This window comes from Alteromonas sp. MmMcT2-2 (genome assembly GCF_022348305.1).
Taxonomy (GTDB): Bacteria; Pseudomonadota; Gammaproteobacteria; order Enterobacterales; family Alteromonadaceae; genus Alteromonas; species Alteromonas macleodii.
Genome location: NZ_JAKRFA010000023.1, coordinates 31,659 through 52,107, shown reverse-complemented (window position 1 = coordinate 52,107; position 20,449 = coordinate 31,659). Strand labels below are relative to the sequence as shown.

Sequence of the window (20,449 nt, the reverse complement as noted above, 5' to 3'; positions counted from 1 at the left end):
TTAACTATAAAAATACGTTGAGCTTCTTATCCCCACATTATTTTTTCCCTTTCTTTTTCAAAAACATTGACTTTAGCTCTTGAACTTGTTGCTTTGTTTGCGGGTAAAACACCGCGAATGAAAGTGACATATAGCTTGCCCCCCCTAGTGCGACTAAAGCTACAAGTGTTAAAATGTCATTGTTTAAAAAGTCACTTATGTAAGGTTTTGCGAGTATTACAACTAGGAACATACCTAGAGCACTCAAAAATGATGGTAGGAGTGCTAAAATTAGTCGCTTTACGTCAAGATGAATATGCTTTTTTACTATTGCGAACCTAATTGGCATTGCTAAGAAGTTGCCGATTACGACACATACAAGCATTACTGAAACGCCAAACCAAATGGTACATGCAGCTACTACTACATTGCTAACAATGTTCACCAATGTGATGTTAAAAGCTGCCTTTGTTTGAGCTTTAGATATTAGCAAATTAGGCATAAAATTAGCTATGACTAAAGGAAATATACTAAAAGCAGATATAGTCATATACTTTGCACTCGGAGCAAACTTTTCACCGAACGCTATTGTAACGAAAGGATCTGCAATAGCTGCTAACCCCATAAAAACCGGTGTGACTATTACTGAAGTAACAGTTACAAGTCTTATGAAAAGTGCACCTACATCAGTGTCTTGACTAACGCGTGAAAAACTTGGAACTACCATTGAGTTAATAGAGCTCATGGTAACTTGGTTTATCACTACTTCCGCCTTGTGCGCTGCAGCAAGAAGTGCGAAGTTTACAGGCCCGAGTACTATACCTGTAAATAAGTTGCTAGCTTTTTTGTTCAAGAACCTTAGTACTACCATCCAAAATAAAGGTAGACAGAACGTTACAAGCTCTTTGAAGTTGTCTTTGTCAATATTAAAGGAAAGCTTAATCTTTGAGACGAATACAAGGAATAAGTACTGCAAACTTACATTAATTAGCTTCCCAACAATTAAGGCCCATATGCCATACCCTAACTCCGCTAGAACTATTATAGATACTGCAGAAATAAGTGTTGCACAAAATTTAGCAACTCCCATCTGCTTGTTTTTGAACTCTCTTAAAAGCTTACCTGTTACTACTACTTGTAGGCTTGTAATAAGTGTTATTGGTGCGAGGCTAATAATTACTAATGCCGCCAGCTCAGAATAATTATAGTAGGCAATAGGAGCGCCAATACCAACTAACACGCCCGAAGCCATTAACCCCATGAAAGCCACAAAGGTCATCGTGCTAGCTGCATACCTGTCTGTCCATTCCTTGCGTTGCACTAAATTTTGATTTACACCTGCATTAACAAGCGTGTTAGTGAACTCTACGAAAAGGAAGCAGAAGCCAGCTAAACCAAACTCCTCTAGGGTAAGGATACGCGCTAAATAAGCATATACGAAAAAATCAACTACGTTTATACCAGTCCTTGTCAAGGACATCCAAATACTACCTTGCGTAGCTTTCTTTTTAATCGACATTGAGAATATTGTTCCATTTCTTACCCCTACTTTTTGAAAAGAGGCGTAACTGATTTGCTAGTTATTGTCTATTCGATTGCTTACCAGATGCGAGCGCAATTAACTCGCTGATGCTAATGAAAAATATAGTTAATAGCATGTAAACGAGAGAAAGCTTTCTGCTTAAAGATAACTCTGAATCAAATATGACTTTTTTGGTTCTACCTAAGAACATTTTCAAAAGCCTGAAAATAAACTTCAAGCTTTCCTTAACTCCTGCAGAAGCTAATGTAGAATCCCAAGTCCCTCCTATTATTCTTCTTCTTTTTAATATGAGCTCTTCTTTATTCCGGGAAGGATGGCCGACTTTAGCTTCCGCATTGAACAAAACTTTTCCGCCGCTAGCCACGACTCTCTGGCTAATTTCTATATCCCCCCCCGATTTAAGGGAAGCATTAAACCTACCTACCGTTTCGAACAACCCTTTGTTACAAAAAAAGTTCGCTGTGATGCACTTTCCATTTTTAGCGTTTTCACCTTGCTTCATTGAGAATGTACTTTCAAAATCTATCGCGCTTTGCTCAGTCGTTTTGTTTTCTTCTTTAAAAAACTCGACTTCGCCAGCTAATATGGTATTTACTGGCTTCCCCTTTATCTCTGCAAGGTTAGACTCGATCCAACCTTCAGACACAATGCAATCTGAATCAGTGAAGGCAATATATTCTCCCTGAGCCAAGGTAAGCCCTTGATTTCTCGCTGCATAGGAACCCGTTATTGAGCACCTATCTACTGTCAAGTTTTTGTACTTGGGCTGCAACTTTTCTAGCGCTAATTCGTAAGTACCATCGGTAGAGCCGTTATCAATCAAGATGACTTCTAACTCAAATGTCTCAATTCGTTGTGCGAAAATTGAGTCAACGCAACTAATAATCCTTTTTTTATCATTGTAAACAGGGACAATGACACTTACCTTTACTCTTTCCAAAATAACGTCCTAAATGAACTTCTAATTCGAGCCTACTTACCTAGTACTTATGTATTTTTGGCCAAGCAGGCCTAAGCTAGTGTAAGGTGTTTTAACTGCAACTTGATAAACAAAGATAGGTCCCAAAATTCCGACTGTAAGCCCGATTAAAAAATTAACTTCTACGGGTAGTTCAACAATTTTAGTAACAATTATCCGACTCGCAGCTGTAAAGAAAACATGGAATATGTAGATGCTATAAGAATAAACGCCAATTTTTGCCAGCCAATGAATTTGTAGCCTTAAACCTAACAAGAAATAACAGCTGAACATCCCTATTACACAACCCAATAAGCTTCTTCCGTAAACACCGTCCGTTAAAAAGTAAATGGACGCCATCAATCCTATAAAACCAATTAGACTAGGTAATATAGGTAATGGCGATATGTTGAAACGCACTATGCTCATTCCAAACAAAAAGAACGGCGTTAAATATATAAACCCTTTAAACGCCAATAATTTCGTATAGGGCTGCCCGACGGCCAAAGCTAAAAACGCAGCAATAATTAGAACTGTAACCAGCCTGTTGTTTAATAGCCTATTTAGTTCAAGTGGGATTATAAAAATAAATACCCAAAACAATGCTTCTACAAACCAAAAATGTTGAACTGGATAAATATGTAAAAGCCACCAATTGTCTATTTTGTTATTGGTTCCAGGTACTATGGCCTGAATAATAGCGAATAAAGTACCTACAACTAGCATAGGTATAAGCAGCCTTCGCGCTTTACCTTTTAAAAATCTCGGCCAATTACCTGACAACGGCCTGTAGGCGTACACCATACCCGAAAGAAATGTAAATAAAGGCATTCTAACGGTTTCGAGCAGATCATTAATCTCCCGTAAAAAGCCACTTTCTATATGTAAGCCATTTGATGGATTGTTACCAATCACATGGTAAGCCACCAAAAAGATGCAGGCCAAACCGCGAAGCGTGTCTATTCTTATATCTCTCATTAACTCTGCTTACTTGTCGCTTTCATCTATAGATTGAATATACTTTTTTGTATAAAGCGCTATCTGGTCCCAATCGAACTGGGTTAAAAACTTTTCCCTGTCGATATATAAATCCAAAGCATCTAAATTGTTTAATTTATCTGTAAGCATCGCTTCGTCACCTACTTCAAAATAAGTATCTTTAGGCGCTTCTATATCTAAATTTGGGATGATGTTACTCAGCAATACATTAGTACCTGAACTTATTGCTTCTAGCGCTACAATAGGAAGGCCTTCGTGATAAGACGGCAATACGAAAACCTTTGCATGTTGATACAGTGCTTTTAGTTCACTGCCAGAACGCCGCCCGGCGAAAATGATATTTTCAGATTTCATTGCTTTTAGCGAGGTTGAATATTCGTCTTCGTGATCGGTATTACCTACTAAAACTAGTTTAAGCTGGGTGCTTGTATTTTTATAAGCATTTACTAGGTTATGAAATCCTTTTTCGGGTACTAAGCGCCCTACAGTTACAATGTACCCGTTACTAGTAAGGTTAAGTTCGGCAGGCAAGTCACTCGCGGGTGATTGACCAGTAAACGAAGGCAGCATACCGTTAGGAACATAATTTATTTTGTGTGCATGTTTTGGGTACTGTTTTTGTAGCCGCGCTGTTAGAGACTTGCCAACCACAAACATTTTCTGGGAAAAAACAACCCCCATTTTTTCCCCAAATTTTAGAATGTTTTTTGCAAAACTATTCCACTTTTGCCTGTCGTAATCTGCACCATGATGAGTAACTACCACCTTCATATCCAGCAATCGCGCAAGGGGGGTAAAAAGTGCTGGGCCTATAGCGTGAAGATGAATGACATCGGGCTTTAAAAATAAACGTGCATAAAATATTGCGATAAAAGTGTGAAGAAAAGTTTCTAAAAATTTGTTTCGCACGGCCCAAACTGAACGCACTTTAACGCCTTCATATTCGTAAGCTTTTTTATTCAAATACGGCGAACGTCCAATAACGGTTATATCGAGATCATCGCTTTTCATTCTGGGGTAAATATTCTGACAATGAGACTCAATCCCCCCCATTACATCTGGTATTCCACGCAAACCGATCACAACAATATTCATTAAATAGCATTTCCCTGTGTTGGATTTATTCCCATTACTTTTTCAATACTTGAAATAGGCGCTTTACGTTGCTTATTTGGTTTATTGGCGAAAACTAATGCACCCATTAAGCTAAAGAATATAAGGCCTTCTATGTTCCATAACGGCATAGTCGCCATGTTCATGGCCATAAAACCAAAAAACGATAGTAGCAGCAGTTTTTTAAGGCCAGAATCAGATAGAGTAAGGGTTTGAAACACAATAGAAACACATAATAGTAGGAATGATAGCAGCCCCAGCAAACCGTACTCATAAAGATAAGACACGAAAGTATTATGTGCATATTGCGCAAAAACACCGCGCCACGAATCAGGTCCAAATCCGAAAAGTTGGTTGAGGAGGTCAGCATTTACAAAGGCGTTGATGTAAAAGCTCCAAATATAAACCCTAGCAGACATTATGTCCTTTTCAGCCTCGTTGAAATATATAGGAGCTTTTAAAACCACATCGAGATTAGATATAAGAGTTCCGATATCAGCAAAACGCTCACGCATAGTTATAGAAAGCGCCATAAAAGCTAGAATGATAATCATGCTTACAATTGTCATAACTGACACTTTTTGAGAAGGGCGAATGCGCTGCTCTATCAAGTTGTAATAGAACACGGCTACTGTAGGCAAAACTGCTAACATTGCTGTTCTGTAATTCACTAAAATAAGTAAAAATACAGCCAGGCTAAACAGCGTACTTCTAAACTTTATACTTCCGCGTTCTGTTAAACCAATGACAAAAACAAAGCTTACAATAATCATTGAAAACGCAGCTTCGTGATTATACCCCCCTATATAACTAGCAGAACCATCGGCCTCAGTAGCTTTCACTTCGCCTAGCAGAAATGAAAACACTTGTAGCGTTACTGGCATAACAAAAGCAACTGTAAGCTTTTTAAATGTTTCAGCGTGCCCCTGCATTCGGATAGAGAGGAATAATGCGCCCGATAAAACTAAGAAGTAACACCATTTAACTAGAACGTTTATCATTCCAGGTATTTCAAAGTTAACTATGCCGCTTGCTGCGATCGCCGCGAAGAAAAGATAATATGGAAATAGTTTCCTTAACGTAAAAACGGCAGTGGGTATTAAAAGTAAGCCTAATCCAGCTACGCCAATACTTCCCAAAGCATTTATTGAAAAGCCTGCAACTAGTGATGAGTAAGTAATACTATGAAACGCAGACAAAAAGAATCGCAGCCATATAGCGCAAATAGCAAACGCTAAATATTTATTGCAATTCCCCGTTATGGTGCGATACACCATAATAAAGCTTATTAGGCCAACAACTACCTTTAACCCTTCGAACATGTTTATTTACAAACCTTTTCAATAATGGCTATTACTTTTTCTTGAAAGGCATTGTAAGAAAATTGCTTTGCACAGCTTTTGCTCTTTGCAGCGTAAGATGCCCGAACAGTTTCATCACTGAATGAGCTTAACGCGCTTGCAACACCTTCAGCGTTATTTAACTCACACAGAATACCGTTTTTTTCATTACTAGCGCCAGTTACTCTGTAAGGATATTGTTCGGCAATAATTTCCGCAGGGCCCGACTCACAGTTTGTTGCTATTACTGCTTTTTCTAAGCACATAGCTTCAACAATAGCGTTGGGAAAACCCTCAGCATTCGATGTACTTGCAAAGTATTCGGCATTACTTAAATAAGGGTATGGGTTTGCTTTAAAGCCAAGAAACTGAACCTTGCTATCAATTCCTAGTTCTTTAGCTTGCGCTTTAAGGTTGGCTTCTTCATCGCCTACGCCCAAAATCACCAAGTTTTCTGCTATGTTTGCTTTGGCGTAGGCGTTAATTAGTAAAGAAAAGTTTTTATTCTTAACTAAGCGCCCTACCCCAATAATGTAAGGTTTAGCCGGTAGGTCCGACACACTTTCTGATGCTTGGACCTGAAGCTGGTCTATATCGTACGGGTTGTACAACACCGATATCTTGTCTCTTGATACTGAATAGTTATCGATAAGGTCAGCTCTTACACCTTCAGATACAGCTACTACGCTGTCGGCTTTATTGTAAAGCAAACGAACTAACAAACGGCTTACACTATCCTTTAAGCCGCCAGATAGGTGGCTTGTTGTATTAACCCGCTCGCTTATTATAGCTTTAAACTTTAAGCGTTTGGCTAACGTAACGTTCAAGAAGTTACTTCGCGTTAAAAAGCTAAAGCAATATTCTGGGTTTAGTTCTGCTAGCACGAGCTTAAGCTGTTTATAACCTGAAACTAAACTGCCTTGGGAATTAAGCACTATTTTATTAACGTACTCGGGGCAAACTTGAGATTCAGGCAAGTTGTCTAGCAGAATTAGATGTACAGGAATTTTTTTAGCAACGAAATAAGATTGCATTATGGTTAACAGTTTAACCATTACTCGTTCAGCGCCACCGCCTTCAAGTGAATTAATGATAAACACCGCTGGACGCGCTGAGTACTCCATGAAAGTTCCTTTTCGTTGTAAATTTACTACAAAGCTTGGTTATGATACCAGAAGGTGTGCAAGTTCATAACCCACACCCTGTACTTATATGTTCAAAACTCTATTCGAAGATAGGTTAAACATAAAATGTGCCAAAAAGATCAATAGCAAACAAAAAAACTTTATGGCTTTTGAAATGCCTTTCAAGTTCTTAATAAGTTTGCCATCATTATGTTATTGGTAGGCAAGCTATGCTAACCCATAGTAGTGAAAGATTTTTTACACTTGCCTTAATCTATTGCATAAAGTACCTACGGTTTGCACCAAAAGAAACGTTCATGCTCACCTTTTCTTGCATTATTAACTGTGCGCGGCATGTTATCAGCTGCTCGCATGGTTGTGATTGTAGGGTGTACTTTGTTGGCAGTTACATCGCCCATTGCACAACAAAAAACCGTGTTCACACCGCAAGTTTATGCCCGTATTGGTTCAGTTTATGGCACTGAGGCTAGCGAAAACGTTGCTAAATGGCGACAATTGGTTAGCGAACTACAAAGTGAAGACCTAGACGAAAAGCTTTACGAAATAAATCGATTTTTTAACCGCTTTGATTTTGTAGACGACATTGTTCATTGGCAACAAAAAGATTACTGGGCAACGCCAATTGAATTTATTTCTACCGGTGCAGGCGACTGTGAAGACTATACCATAGCCAAATACTTCTCTTTGCTTGAGCTTGGTATTCCAGAACAACAGTTGCGACTAATGTATGTTACTGCGTTAGAATTGCGCCAACCTCACATGGTATTGGCGTATTATGAAACCCCAACCTCTATTCCACTTGTTTTGGATAATATAAACAGGCGTATTTTGCCTGCTAATAAACGAAGAGATTTGTCGCCTATTTATAGCTTTAACGGTAACGGACTGTGGGCTGCTAAAGCTATGGGCACTGGCCGCAAACTTAGGGGAAGCGGCCCAATGAAAATGTGGGACGACATGGTAGAGCGGCTAGACCGCGTTATGTACGGAGATAAACAAGAATAATGAGACTATCTACCCAATTAAGTTCAAGCTTACTCGTTTTTTTAATACTGGTTTTTGCTGGTTCTTTCATAATAAACGTTAAGCTAACAAGAGAATATGTAAACGAGCAGCTTGCTACCCACGCGCAAGATACCGCAACTTCATTAGGGCTTTCTGTTACGCCCTATTTGGGTGACGCTAACGGCCTGATTGTGGCCGAGACCATGGTAAATGCTATTTTCGACAGAGGGTTCTATCAGTATATTACCATTACTGACATGGAGGGGAATCTACTGATTGAAAGACGTAACCCAGATACTGTCGATACGGTTCCAACCTGGTTTACTGATATTGTAGAAGTTGCTCCCCCCGTTGAAAAAACAGAATTAAATGATGGTTGGACGATGGCGGGTGAACTAGCGGTTCAAAGTCACCCAGGCCTTGCAAATGAAACTTTATGGGAAAGCGTAAAGCAAAGTGCGTTTATGTTCTTTGCTGCTTTTGTTTTTGCCTATATTGCGCTGCTTTTTATTATTACTGCAATTACAAAACCGCTTCGTATTGTAGTAAACAAAATTGAAGATATTCAAAACCAAAAGTTTTCCCACATTAACTACAAACCGTTTACCAAAGAACTTTCTTTTATAACCCAGGCAGTAAACAGGCTTTCTACTTCTGTTGAGGTTATGTTTAAAGAACTAACACAAAAAGCCGAACAGTTCAGAATTCAAGCCTTTGAAGACAGCCTTACTGGTGTGCAAAACAGAAACGCTTTCACACGCCATATGAATGCGCTACTTAGTAAAACTGCCACCTCGGATGAAGGCTATGTAATTTTAATACGTCTTGCACAACTAAACGCTATTAACATGACGTTAGGCGCGCAAGATGGCGATAATTATGTAACTGCGGTAGCTAAAGAGCTAAGGAACTTTACTTCTAGCATTCAGGAAACGGCGTTTTTGTTTAGGGTATCTGGCGCTGATTTTGTATTGGTGACAGAGTCGATGACTAAGCAAGATTGCGAAGCCCACATAAACGTACTCTGTAGTACCCTAGCACCTTGCAACCCACTTAAAGATGGCAGTAAAGCAGTATGGATCGGCGCTGCGCAGTTTAACGATGAACAGTCTTTTTCTGAAATTATGGAAAATGCCGACAGCGCACTGATGGCTGCGACCAAACAACCTCACGGCTGGCAGTTCGCTTCTGAGCTTTCTCATATTCACAGTAACACGGCGTGGAAAGAACGTTTAAACCAAATTTTAGACCAGCAATACGCCGATATACTTATTCAGCCTGTAATGAACGTTGAAAAAAACACACCCGCTTACTGCGAGGCGTTTGCGCGATTTAAAGACAAAGATACTGGCAACCCTATCCCTATGTCACAACTAATTCCCGCATCTGAGCGTTTGAACTTAATTCCAGAGGTAGATAAGTTGGTGGTAAGCTTAGTGCTTAATAAACTGGCAAAAGATAAAAGGAATGTTGCAATTAATATTGCAAATGCATCTTTAGCCAGTGGGTCGTTTAGGCAATGGCTGTTAGGTTTGCTGAACCAAAATGAAGCGCTGTGCACTTATTTGATCTTTGAATTAGAAGATTCAGCGTTAATTCACCACAAGAACGATGCAGTATCATTTTGTAAAGCACTAGTTAGTTTAGGCTGCAAGATTACGGTTGAACATTTTGGAGACAATCTTGCATCATTAGCTGGGTTGAGGGCTATTCAGCCTCATTTTGTAAAAATTTCCGGCAAACTTACGAAAGATGTTCACTCAGACAAAGACAGTCAGCTATTTGTAAGTAGTATATTAAGCATTGCACGCGGGTTAAGCATTAGCATTATTGCTGAACTTGTCGAGAACGAAGCCGAGTCGATTGCACTATCGCAACTACATGTTTCGTATCAGCAGGGCTTTTACTTTGCCAAACCTTCGTTATGGCAGTTTTAATACACGCGAAGAATGAGCATAAGTGAATAGATGTACAACAAAAACGAGATCTTAGACGTTCACTTGTTGTACAATATGGCCATATGGTGTTAGCAAGAAGCTAACCCGACGTTTTTAATCTAAGGATAAGTTATGCGTAGCAACGTTTTTTTATCTGTGCTTTTGAGCGCTTTAATCGCTTTTTCGACAGTTTCTTTTGCACAAGAAGGTAGCGTACCAGGCCTACAAGTTAGAAACCTTTTGGTTACTGAAATTGAAGAAGGTGCCGCAGTTGAGCAAGCAGCCAGTGAAGTAAGCCAGACTGTACTTAATGAAGCACTATTTTTTGATGCATCGGCTATGGCTTATTTAGGTGAAAATCAAAATGCTTTCGAATCATTAGTGGGCCTTTTGAATGATAACGCCACGGGGTTTGAACTTGCGATAGCGGGTTTTACAGCGTTTCCTGAACAGGCTTCACAGATTGTTACCATTACTATTCTAATGTTTCCTGAAGACGCTAACGAAATTTACAACATAGCCCTTCAAATGCAGGTTATTAGCGAAGAAGACGCCTTATTAGCGGTTATTAATGCAGGCGTCGATCCTAGCACGTTAACGGCTACTGCCGCAGGTGCTGCAGGCACTACGTTTTCTCCGCTAGGTGTAGGTACTGGAGCTGCAGGCGCAGGCGGTGGCGACACAACCATTTCAGCTAACTAGGTTGCTTTAATTTATATTTAAATTCTACGTTAGTTAGTTGTAATTGCTTATGTTTAATTTTCAGAAAACCGAAAAGTTTCTTTTCGGTTTTCTTTTGTTTACCTTGTTCTGGCTGCCTTTGTCACTAGGAGCCAATCGCCCGTGGGCATGGGCGTTAATGCAAATGTCGTTATTCTTTATTGGCGGCGCTTTATTACTGATTAACAACTCTTTACTATCAAAGCTATACGCACAATACAAGGTGCTTGTTATTGTATGGATGGCATTCTTAGCTTGGCAGCTAGTTAATATCATTCCCCTTCCTTTTTCTTTAGTTGAAGCCCTTCGCCCTGAACGCGTTCACTTTATGATGGGCCAAAATACTCAGTACTTGGAAGATATAAGGTCGCAGTGGCTTTCGCTAAGTTTCGATGTTGGGCAAAGCAACGTTACGTTTTTTAAATCGCTTGCCTATTGCTTCTTGTTTTTCATTGCACTTACGCTTATCAACACAGGTAAACGCCTTAGGTACACTTTGATAGTAATTAGCGCTGCTGGTGTGTTTCAAGCTATATATGGTGCATTGGAAGTATTGTCTGGCTTAAAGTACAGCTTAATTTTTAAACTGCCTGTTTCTCATATTGCCACGGGAAGCTTTGTATATAAGAACCACTACGCTAATTTTCTTTTGCTATGTTTAAGCGCTGCCATTGGTTACATGATAGCGAGTTTACGTGTTCGAAGCGGTTCTAGCCCAAGAGAACGATTACGTAGAATAGTGCGCTTTTGGTTAAGCAATAAAGTGCTGTTTCGTATTGGCATTATTATTATGGTTATCGCGTTAGTTATGTCTCGCTCTAGAATGGGTAACAGCGCCTTTTTCATAGCTATGACTATTACCGCCACACTAGGCTTAATTTACTTTAAACCACGCCAAAAAAGCTATGTAGTACTGTTTATTAGTATGCTGGTAATCGACATTCTTATTGTTAGTAGCCTTTTTGGACTTAAGCAAGTGCAGCAACGTTTAGAGCAAACCAACTTAACCCAAGAAAGCAGGGATGAAGTTGTTACCGATGCCCTTCCCCTTCTTTTAAAATATGGAATTATCGGTACAGGCGGAGGTACCTTTTATACGGTATACCCGCAGGTTCAAAGTGAATCTATTCAGCATTTTTACGACCATGCTCATAACGAATATCTTCAATTTGCTCTTGAATTTGGCATGGTAGGCGCAGCCATTATAGCCGTGCTTGTATTGCTGTGCGCGAAAAGCGCCTTAAGCGCAATACGACACCGAAGACACCCCCTTCCGCGAGGAACCGCATTTGCAGGTGTTATGGCAATAATAGGAATGGCTTTACACAGTACTGTCGACTTCCCTCTACAAGCACCGGCAAATACCGTTATATTTATTATACTGTTAGCGCTAGGTGCGTTAAGCCGCGATATACCTATGGGAAGGCAAGATAGATAACCAGCATTGGTTTTTTATAACACAAGGGGATTTGTGTGGTATTAAAGATAAAGCGACCGATAAAAGAAGAGCCAAACGTTCAACATATGCTGGAACGTATGCCCAAAAATGTTGCCGATTCTTTTACTGACGATCAACTGTTTCATTTAAACACAGCCCTAGCCGGTCGGCGATGGGGTAGCCACAGAGTTGACGTAAGAGGCACTATAGGTTTACTGCGAAGCCGATACTATTTTGTTTTATTGGCAGGTAGAGATAAGCGCGACCTATCGCGTACCGAAAGCCGTATAGGCAAACTGGTGATGGCAGCGATGATTGCTTTATTCTTATGCGTATCTTTAGTAGTGGGTTTGGTGCTGCTGTATATTTTAAAAAGCTGGCTGGGTATAAACCTTTTTGAAGGATTTTCGTTAGGCTTATGGGATTGGCTAAAAGGAAAAGGCTAACTAATCATACGTTATACAGTTAGGAATGCGTTTTCGAACTGGGTAACTGGCGTCACGCAACCATCTACAAACGGTTCCACTCGCATTGTGCTTTTGTATTGCCTTTAAAACAAAATCTCTGCTAAGCGGGTTCTGAAGGCCTAAATTCAAATGCTGTTTCAATTGCTCTTTCATTTTTACATAGTGAATAGACCGTACACTAAACATTTCTAAACCGAACTCCACAATAAACTTATGCACTATGGCATCTTGCGGGCCGGCTTGCTTCGCGTTTTTTACATAATAGTAAAATTCATTATCCAACGCGTTTTGTAGCAGTTTTACAGAAGCCAAGCCGATCCAACTGCCGCTCCAGGTAGGCCGTAACAGCAGGCTTTTTTGATAGCTTATTGCCGCATTGTTTAAGTTGGCATTATTGGTATTTAAGTCTAAACCAGCATCGACCGATTCTTCACTTCTCTTTTCAACAATAGCTTTCCACTCGAATAGCTGTCCCTGTATTTGATAATACAGAGCGTTATCGGGGAAGTAATCGATAGCGCTGCCAATTTTACTTAGACCACTGTCAACTTGCTTTATTGAAGCTTTTTCAGGACTTAGTTGCCATCCTTCAATATCATTTTTCACGCTGTAATACGCGTTACCCGCAATGAAAAGCTGGAAGCTCCACAAAAAACAGAAACCGGCAAGTAGCACCATGATCCACTTCAGTATTAAGCTGTTATCTTTGAAGATGTTAAGTAACCGGCTAGTCATTGAATGGTTCATTTTTTTGATCGAACGACACTATCGCACCAGGCCGCGTTACAAAAACCTCTTGCGCAAATTCATCACTGAATGCCGACACAACGTCGTAAGCGGCACCCATATCGTTTGGCCGGCGTACAAGGTCGTGGGTGTCTGACGCCACTACATGGAATGCTTTGTTTCGCATCATCGACAGTACAAAATCTTCTACTTTGTCACCAAAACGACCTGTTAAGGCACCAGCGGTAACTTGGAATATACAGCCCTGGCGCTGCAGCCAACTAAATTTATGCTGCTCGGCTAGCAACTCGCGATTTCGCTCTGGGTGTGCAATGAGGGGCTGCACATTATTTTTTAAAAGCCATTTTATAAGCACTTCTAAGCCTTGTGGTATATGGCTATGTGGCATTTCAAGCAACAGAATATGCTTACCATTAAATGCACCTAAAAAAGGCAGTGCTTTTTGCTTATACCAAACAGGAATTAGCTCGTTAACGCGCACTTCTGCGGCATAAGAAAGAGAAAGAGGTATGGATGCACGGATAATTTCTTTTTTGAATTCTAGAAAAGAATGTTCAATAGACTTTAACGTATTGTCAAAGTAGCCTTTGTGGATATGTGGTGTGCAAACCATATGGCGAACACCGCCATCTACAGCTTGCTGCGCCATTTCCAAGGCAATGTCTAAAGACCTGGCACCATCGTCGATGCCAGGTAATATGTGGCTATGTAAGTCTATCAATAAATGCTGTTAGCTGCTTTTATGACTGGTATATCCGTATTGGTCATAAAAACCAGCGTACCTCTGTGCTGCCCCTGATTTGCGTAAGTCTACTTGATTTAGTACTACACCATCAAGGCGATGACCCACTTGAAGGAAACGAGACAAGCCATTGTTAATAAGCTTTTCACTGGTACTATCCGCACGTACTACGTAAATTACCGAGTCACAAGAGTTAGCAATCAACATAGAATCGCTTACCGCTTGAGTAGGTGCAGTATCAATGACAACGTACTTATACTGAGTTTTTAACAGCTCAATAAGCTCGTTGAAACCTTTATCAGACAAGAGCTCCTGCGGGTTAGAAGGTATAGTACCTGCTGATAAGATGTCGATATTAGACTCTTCATCCCTAACCAAACACTCATCTAAAGTATGAGACTTCAAGATAAGGTTGGCTACGCCCGGCTGATAGTTTGGAATGTTAAATTGCTTACCTACACTAGGGCGACGTAAGTCCGCATCAATAAGTATAGTTTTATCAAGCTGACCTAAGGCGAACGCCAAGTTTATAGAAACCGTCGTTTTACCTTCTTTAGGTACACTTGAGGTTACCATTATAGCTTGTTGCTCTTTGTCTAAATTCAATAAAGACAAGCTAGTACGCAGTGTACGAACAGACTCGGCAAACTGGTGTTTTTTGCCATCGAAGAATGAACGAACTGGTAAGTCGGTCTTTTTCTTATGTGGTAGCCAAGGAATAAGGCCCAGCATACGCTGCCCAAGCTTGCGCTCTACATCTTCCACTGAACGTATACCACTGTTAAGCGTTTCCATAGCAATAGCTAGAAATACACCGAAGCCCACACTGAATACGAAAGCCGCGCCAATCAACAATTTTTTATTTGGTTTTGAAGGCGCGTAATTTGGAAGCGCTTCATCCAATACTCTGGCGTTTGCAGATTCAAACCCACCTAGCTCGTCTGTTTCTTTTAAACGTGTGAAGAACGAGTTATAGAGCTGCTGATTAATATCGACTTCGCGCTGTAGGGCCTTGCGCTGATTATCCAGTGCAGATAGGTCGCGAAATTCTGCTTTTGCTCGTGAAACTTCTCTTTCTAACTGAGCAACACGATCTTCCGATACTTCGTATTGCGTAGTTATACTTCTAATAAGGTCACGAATTTGGCCGCTTAATGTTTCTCTTATTGATGAAAGCTCAGCGTTTGCTGCAATCATGCGCGGGTGTTTCGGGCCGTATACATTGCTAAGCTCACTTACGCGCGTCATCGCCTTAGCTTCGTCGCGGCGAACGTCTCTAATAGTCGGGTGGTTAAGCACTTCAGGCAGGCGTGCAATGTCGTTTAATGAAACATCATTACGCGTTTGCTTGTAAATAACCGCGTTTAATTTAAGCGCCGTTTGCGCATCTAATAACTGCTTACTTAGCTGCTCTAGTTCTTCAGACGCTAAACCTACTACACCATCAATGTTTACCACTTGGTTTTCTTCATAGAACTTCGCCAAATTACGTTCAGCAACATCTAGTTTCTGCTTCAAACCTTCTAAGCTTTCTGTAAGAAAAGACGTCGCTTTTGCCGTCATATCCAACTTAGCTTGAAGGTAGTTCTCGATGTACACGTCAGCAACAGCGTTAGCTAATTCAGCCGACAACCGCGGAGATTCAGTAGTAACGGTAATACGCATTACTTGCGTATTATCTACCATCTCTACTGACAATGCTCTCATCAATAAAGAAGTAGCTTTACGTTTCTTAGCAGCTAGTATTTGCTCTTCGGTTAGCTCTTTTGGATCTTCTTGAGGCAAAAAAGGTAATGCATCTAGAAGGCTGGCTTTAATCTGGTCGACAATACCTGGCTCTTCTTTGGCTGGCATAAACTCTTCATTATTCCATAATGACAAGCTTTCCACCGTACGCTCTGCAATTTGACGCGACTGCAATATTTCAAACTGAGTTTGCATGTAGTCTTTACGCTTGGTATCTAAGCCATAGACTTCTTCAATTGAAACCACGTTAGCTTTGTCAGCTTCTACCAAGATAGTGGTGGTAGAGGTAAACATGGGCGTCATGCGCATAACTAACAGCGCAACTAAAATTGTGAACGCAATTGCTAATGAAATAATACGAAATGCGTAACGCTTGATAATTCCTAAATAATGAGCAATGTCGATGGTTTCATTTTCAAACACACCGGCGTTTAACTCTTCCCTGCTATTTACTGCCATTTTTATTCCTGAACGCTACGTAAAATTTAGAAGAAACGCTGATTAATGGTGATAATGTCACCAGGCTGAATCATGTCGCTAACCGTTACTGTGAACTCGTTAGTCCTGCCATCTTTTTCGCGAATGATGGTAATTTTGTCGCGCGCTGCTCGTTCGGTATACCCGCCTGCTAACGCCGCCGCTTTGTTTACCGACAACCCTGGCTGATAAGCATAACCGCCAGGGCGCTTGACTTCGCCATCAATAAAAAACGGGCGATATTCCACGATAGCTACAGAAACAGATGGGTTAACAAGGTAGTCACCTAGTAAACCGTCGTATATAAGCTGTTCTACTTGTGCTGCGGTTAGGCCTACAAGCTTTATTTCACCAAGAAATGGATAGTTTATTGTGCCAACGTCAGGAAGGCGAACCTCCATAGACAGATCGTCTTGCCCGAAAACACTTATTTGTATTCTATCGCCAGAGCCCAGCTGATATTGGCTCATACTTAAATTACCCTCTTGGGCCATTACTTGTAACGCGCCAAAAAGTAAGAATATTAATGAAAATAAGCTAACCGCTTTTTGCTTCACAGTGTTACCTCTACTGTTACACCAATTTCGCTTTTGTCGTAGCCGATAGTATCTCTGTTACTATCTCTATCTGTGTACTGATAAAAGGTGCTGAATTTTAACCATCTACGTGCTTGATAATTTAGCGCGGCAGAATAGTTCATCAATTCGTCATCCCTGTTAACGATATCTACTTCATTGAATACATATTCATCGTTTTGCTGTGTAACGCTAAGAGATGTGCTGACTCTTTCTAACCAGTCGTGATTCCAACGCACACTATAGTTTTGACCTCGGATGAAGTCACCCTCACCGTTGGTTTCAAACGTATCTGCGCTGGTAGAAATTCTTACTGTCGAATAGCTTACAGGTTGCCAATCAATACCAACCTCCCAGTCGGTACCATAGAAAGTACCACGGGATTCGTTATCGAAGCCTTTTTCTTTATACCCTACTTTCGCAAAACCAGTAGTTGCAGCTGTACTCTCCCAAACTATACCTACAAGTATACGGGTTTCATCATTGTCACGAGTAACTAAGTCTAGCTGTTCGTCGTACTTTATAAATGTCTTTGTTACATCAACAACCATACTCGTTGCTGCACCGATTTGATAACCAAATTCTGCGCCGACCATGTTTTTTGCTCGGTCGCGTATTATATAGGCATCTTCAGTTCTGTCGTAATTTAAGGTCTGACGGCGTGCTTTAAGCGTAATCATGCCGTCTGTAGTTGCAGCACCGTAACTATACTCGGCAGATAGGTTGCTGCTCTTATATGTGTCTGGTGTGGTTATGTCTAAGCCAGAACCGATTGAAAAGCCTGTACCTCGATCTTCATGACCATCTTCATATTGTGCGAGTGCGCTTACGCGATGACGGCTGTTTAATTCAAAGTCACCCGAAGCTTCTACAAAATGATCGGTGTAATCGTCGTTGCCACTAGAGAAATAAACTCCTCTTTCTAGTCTGTAACCAACTTGAATCGGGTTTCCGTCAACCTCTGTGGCAGCAATTAATTCTGGTGAAAGTGTTGTTCGCCAGCTGTAAATTTTACTTTGATTGTCTCTGGCATTTGCTACGTTATCGACATAAGCCATCGTCGAAGTAAATGATGGAATTAAATCGAACTGCCCAGCTTGAATTCGACCGGCCTCTTGGGCATATAGTGTCGGAGTGGCGCAAATAACCGACATTGCTATGATGCTTTTGGTCCTTTTAAACATTTTATTTCCTTCCTTCGATGACCTATCTTTAATGACAAACTAATAACTGTAAGTTTTTTCCGGTACCTCACATTGCACGAGCCAATAACTCAGTTGAGAGAAAATTTGCATCTTTTACAATTTTTGGTGTTTTTTACCGAAATTCCTAAATAATAATGAGGTATAAGCAATAGGCGTGCCGATTTTTTAACCCCTTAAATTAATACATAAGAAGTTAGCTATTGATACCGACTTAAAATCCTGTTGCTTTTTATCATACCCGACAAAACAAAAGTATCTTCTAAAGTACATAGATATTGTTTCAGCTATATGTCGGCTCGCTGTTATGCCAAGTATGCTATCGTATTTATATAAGTAATGGAAAGTACACGAGTGACATTCTACTCTTTCTGCACCAAATTAGTACGAAATAAAGTCGTTTGCTGTAATAAAATTACAATAACAGTCCGATATTGTTACAATGGCAACCAACGAATTTAAAGTTACTACGGTTATTACATTTATAATACGTAGTTAAACGATTGGAAGAGTTGACGACACTATCAGGCATGAATCTTGCCTAGTTTTAGACAAATGTATTAGCTGTTTTCACTTTATACGTAATATTTGGATCAGGTTAATAGAATAACCAAAACATCCATTGCGACGGCCTTCACTTTTCACCTAGAGATTACCTAAATGGACAATAGAGTAGATTCTAACAAAGCAATTAAAGCGCATCCGGTAGAGCCTAATACCAACGGTGGTTTAGTTGTTAGAAACCAAAGCGGTTTTTCTACTATTTACAGGCTAATTGACCTTTCACTAGTCACCGTTCTCTATTATTCATCTGCTGCGTATTACGGTACGAAGATAGACACTACAAGCCTTATCCTTCTATTCATTAATGTAATTTGCTTTCAAGTTTCAGCAGAGGGCGTTGAGCTTTATAGGTCTTGGCGTGGTCATAGGACACCAGAAATGCTGCGAGCAGCGGCAATTACATGGATGCTGAGCATTTTAGGCACTTTGACTATGGGGTACTTTTTCGTTCAGGAAATTAAGACTCCACCTCCTGCAATTCTATTATGGTTCGCTTCGTCATTCGTAGTACTCATAATGTGGCGTTTTGTAATGCGTAAGTTTCTATTTCGCATTCGTAAAAGTGGTTTGAACTCACGTCGCTCTATTATAATTGGCGCTACCCAACTTGGTGCAAATGTCGCACTTCAGATACAACAAAACGAACATTTAGGTATCAAGTTCAACGGGCTTTATGATGATAGAGAAGCTGAAAGACTGCCACACGAAATGCAAGGCGCGGTACTTGGAAATATAGAAGCCGCGATAGAAATGGCAAAGCGCAATGAAGTTGATTACATCTACATAGCCCTTCCGATGAGTGCAGAAAACCGAATTCGCAGCATACTAGAGCAGTGTAGTGATACTACGGCAAACGTTTATGTTATTCCGAACTTCTTCATGTACAACCTACTAAACGCTCGCTGGCAGACGGTAGGCAACGTACAGGCGCTAAGCGTTTACGACACCCCATTCCAAGGCGCCAGTGATGTATTGAAGCGGTTTGAAGATGTTGTATTAAGCAGTCTGATTCTAATGTTGATATCCGTTCCCATGTTAGCAATTGCGGCCGCAGTTAAGCTTACGTCTAAAGGGCCCGTAATTTTTAAGCAAAAGCGTTACGGGTTAGATGGTAAACAAATTACGGTGTACAAGTTCCGGTCTATGACCACGCAAGATAATGGTGCGGTTGTGAAACAAGCCACCAAAAACGACGCGCGTTTAACTAAGATTGGCGGCTTCTTAAGAAGAACCTCCTTAGATGAACTTCCGCAGTTTATTAATGTTCTGCAAGGCCGTATGTCGATTGTCGGTCCTCGCCCTCACGCTGTGGCGCACAACGAAGAATACCGTAAGATCATTACTGGTTACATGTTACGTCATAAGGTTAAACCAGGAATTACAGGCTGGGCACAGGTAAATGGCCTGCGTGGTGAGACTGAGACAACTAACAAAATGGTACAGCGCGTTGAATATGATTTAGATTACATACACCGCTGGTCTATATGGTTTGATATCAAAATCGTGTTTATGACCGTTTTCAATGGTTTTATAAATAAGAACGCTTACTGATAATGTTCACTAAAGTTCGACAAAAGCGGCTATTTGCCGCTTTTTTATTTTGAAACATTTTATAAATAGGTAAACGATAGCGAACAATATTCAAAAGAGCACGGCGGGAGTATAACCATGCTTCAGAATAGTTATTCATTCTTAGAGGCATTTATGGTATTTAAAAAAAACCTGATTTTAACTTTGTGTCTGGCTGTAGAG

Annotated in this window: 17 protein-coding genes; 6 read left to right on the top strand and 11 right to left on the bottom strand. The window is 40.5% G+C overall.

Annotated elements, in window-relative coordinates:
• Nucleotides 1–37: 37 nt before the first annotated feature.
• The 6 genes from MHM99_RS13880 to MHM99_RS13855 all read right to left on the bottom strand — a co-directional run bounded on the left by MHM99_RS13880 (nt 38) and on the right by MHM99_RS13855 (nt 7,056).
• The gene (locus tag MHM99_RS13880; RefSeq protein WP_239219840.1) at nt 38–1,498 is read right to left on the bottom strand and encodes an oligosaccharide flippase family protein; all 1,461 of its coding nucleotides are present in this window, start codon (nt 1,496–1,498) and stop codon (nt 38–40) included.
• A 61-nt stretch (nt 1,499–1,559) separates the two neighbouring features.
• Entirely contained in the window at nt 1,560–2,462 is a 903-nt protein-coding gene (locus MHM99_RS13875) for a glycosyltransferase family A protein (protein WP_239219838.1), read from the bottom strand.
• A 36-nt stretch (nt 2,463–2,498) separates the two neighbouring features.
• The gene (locus MHM99_RS13870; RefSeq protein ID WP_239219836.1) at nt 2,499–3,458 is read right to left on the bottom strand and encodes an acyltransferase; all 960 of its coding nucleotides are present in this window, start codon (nt 3,456–3,458) and stop codon (nt 2,499–2,501) included.
• A gap of 9 nt (nt 3,459–3,467) precedes the next feature.
• The gene (locus MHM99_RS13865; protein ID WP_239219834.1) at nt 3,468–4,574 is read right to left on the bottom strand and encodes a glycosyltransferase family 4 protein; all 1,107 of its coding nucleotides are present in this window, start codon (nt 4,572–4,574) and stop codon (nt 3,468–3,470) included.
• Nucleotides 4,574–5,914: an O-antigen ligase family protein gene (locus tag MHM99_RS13860; RefSeq protein ID WP_239219832.1), complete on the bottom strand. Its 1,341-nt coding sequence runs from the start codon at nt 5,912–5,914 to the stop codon at nt 4,574–4,576. Before MHM99_RS13860 ends, MHM99_RS13865 begins: the two co-directional genes overlap by 1 nt.
• Before the next feature lie 2 nt (nt 5,915–5,916).
• Entirely contained in the window at nt 5,917–7,056 is a 1,140-nt protein-coding gene (locus tag MHM99_RS13855) for a glycosyltransferase (RefSeq protein ID WP_239219830.1), read from the bottom strand.
• Nucleotides 7,057–7,410: 354 nt separating this feature from the next.
• Here MHM99_RS13855 and MHM99_RS13850 point away from each other — a divergent pair, with 354 nt between their 5' ends.
• The 5 genes from MHM99_RS13850 (at nt 7,411) to MHM99_RS13830 (ending at nt 12,623) form a co-directional block, all read left to right on the top strand.
• A complete protein-coding gene (locus tag MHM99_RS13850; protein ID WP_239219828.1) occupies nt 7,411–8,082 on the top strand; it encodes a transglutaminase-like cysteine peptidase in 672 nt (223 codons plus the stop codon).
• Nucleotides 8,082–10,019, top strand: coding sequence for an EAL domain-containing protein (locus MHM99_RS13845; RefSeq protein ID WP_239219826.1), 1,938 nt, complete (start codon nt 8,082–8,084; stop codon nt 10,017–10,019). Before MHM99_RS13850 ends, MHM99_RS13845 begins: the two co-directional genes overlap by 1 nt.
• Nucleotides 10,020–10,151: 132 nt before the next feature.
• On the top strand, nt 10,152–10,721 hold the full coding sequence (locus tag MHM99_RS13840) for a hypothetical protein (RefSeq protein ID WP_239219824.1): 570 nt from the start codon (nt 10,152–10,154) through the stop codon (nt 10,719–10,721).
• A 49-nt stretch (nt 10,722–10,770) separates the two neighbouring features.
• The gene (locus MHM99_RS13835; RefSeq protein WP_239219822.1) at nt 10,771–12,177 is read left to right on the top strand and encodes an O-antigen ligase family protein; all 1,407 of its coding nucleotides are present in this window, start codon (nt 10,771–10,773) and stop codon (nt 12,175–12,177) included.
• Between the two features lie 35 nt (nt 12,178–12,212).
• Nucleotides 12,213–12,623, top strand: coding sequence for a 3-phosphoshikimate 1-carboxyvinyltransferase (locus MHM99_RS13830; RefSeq protein WP_239219820.1), 411 nt, complete (start codon nt 12,213–12,215; stop codon nt 12,621–12,623).
• Here MHM99_RS13830 and MHM99_RS13825 read toward each other — a convergent pair whose 3' ends face one another.
• From MHM99_RS13825 to MHM99_RS13805, 5 genes are read right to left on the bottom strand one after another with little or no spacing between them, the layout of a single operon-like run.
• On the bottom strand, nt 12,624–13,379 hold the full coding sequence (locus tag MHM99_RS13825; protein ID WP_239219818.1) for a VpsP family polysaccharide biosynthesis protein: 756 nt from the start codon (nt 13,377–13,379) through the stop codon (nt 12,624–12,626). It lies immediately after the preceding gene.
• Complete coding sequence (locus MHM99_RS13820; RefSeq protein ID WP_239219816.1) at nt 13,372–14,112, bottom strand: CpsB/CapC family capsule biosynthesis tyrosine phosphatase; 741 nt, start codon at nt 14,110–14,112, stop codon at nt 13,372–13,374. Before MHM99_RS13820 ends, MHM99_RS13825 begins: the two co-directional genes overlap by 8 nt.
• Nucleotides 14,113–14,121: 9 nt before the next feature.
• On the bottom strand, nt 14,122–16,338 hold the full coding sequence (locus MHM99_RS13815; protein ID WP_239219814.1) for a polysaccharide biosynthesis tyrosine autokinase: 2,217 nt from the start codon (nt 16,336–16,338) through the stop codon (nt 14,122–14,124).
• Nucleotides 16,339–16,364: 26 nt separating this feature from the next.
• A complete protein-coding gene (locus tag MHM99_RS13810) occupies nt 16,365–16,850 on the bottom strand; it encodes a polysaccharide biosynthesis/export family protein (protein WP_239219860.1) in 486 nt (161 codons plus the stop codon).
• Between the two features lie 59 nt (nt 16,851–16,909).
• Entirely contained in the window at nt 16,910–18,115 is a 1,206-nt protein-coding gene (locus MHM99_RS13805; protein ID WP_239219812.1) for an outer membrane beta-barrel protein, read from the bottom strand.
• 678 nt (nt 18,116–18,793) lie between these two features.
• On the opposite strand from MHM99_RS13805, the gene MHM99_RS13800 reads away from it, so the two are divergent.
• On the top strand, nt 18,794–20,248 hold the full coding sequence (locus MHM99_RS13800; protein ID WP_239219810.1) for an undecaprenyl-phosphate glucose phosphotransferase: 1,455 nt from the start codon (nt 18,794–18,796) through the stop codon (nt 20,246–20,248).
• Nucleotides 20,249–20,449: the final 201 nt, after the last annotated feature.

Bases quoted from the DNA above. Each gene is read 5' to 3' on its own strand.
- MHM99_RS13880 (WP_239219840.1), bottom strand. From the start codon at position 1,498: ATGTCGATTAAAAAGAAAGCTACGCAAGGTAGTATTTGGATGTCCTTG.
- MHM99_RS13870 (WP_239219836.1), bottom strand. From the start codon at position 3,458: ATGAGAGATATAAGAATAGACACGCTTCGCGGTTTGGCCTGCATCTTT.
- MHM99_RS13865 (WP_239219834.1), bottom strand. From the start codon at position 4,574: ATGAATATTGTTGTGATCGGTTTGCGTGGAATACCAGATGTAATGGGG.
- MHM99_RS13860 (WP_239219832.1), bottom strand. From the start codon at position 5,914: ATGTTCGAAGGGTTAAAGGTAGTTGTTGGCCTAATAAGCTTTATTATG.
- MHM99_RS13855 (WP_239219830.1), bottom strand. From the start codon at position 7,056: ATGGAGTACTCAGCGCGTCCAGCGGTGTTTATCATTAATTCACTTGAA.
- MHM99_RS13850 (WP_239219828.1), top strand. From the start codon at position 7,411: ATGTTATCAGCTGCTCGCATGGTTGTGATTGTAGGGTGTACTTTGTTG.
- MHM99_RS13845 (WP_239219826.1), top strand. From the start codon at position 8,082: ATGAGACTATCTACCCAATTAAGTTCAAGCTTACTCGTTTTTTTAATA.
- MHM99_RS13840 (WP_239219824.1), top strand. From the start codon at position 10,152: ATGCGTAGCAACGTTTTTTTATCTGTGCTTTTGAGCGCTTTAATCGCT.
- MHM99_RS13835 (WP_239219822.1), top strand. From the start codon at position 10,771: ATGTTTAATTTTCAGAAAACCGAAAAGTTTCTTTTCGGTTTTCTTTTG.
- MHM99_RS13825 (WP_239219818.1), bottom strand. From the start codon at position 13,379: ATGACTAGCCGGTTACTTAACATCTTCAAAGATAACAGCTTAATACTG.
- MHM99_RS13815 (WP_239219814.1), bottom strand. From the start codon at position 16,338: ATGGCAGTAAATAGCAGGGAAGAGTTAAACGCCGGTGTGTTTGAAAAT.
- MHM99_RS13810 (WP_239219860.1), bottom strand. From the start codon at position 16,850: ATGGCCCAAGAGGGTAATTTAAGTATGAGCCAATATCAGCTGGGCTCT.
- MHM99_RS13805 (WP_239219812.1), bottom strand. From the start codon at position 18,115: ATGTTTAAAAGGACCAAAAGCATCATAGCAATGTCGGTTATTTGCGCC.
- MHM99_RS13800 (WP_239219810.1), top strand. From the start codon at position 18,794: ATGGACAATAGAGTAGATTCTAACAAAGCAATTAAAGCGCATCCGGTA.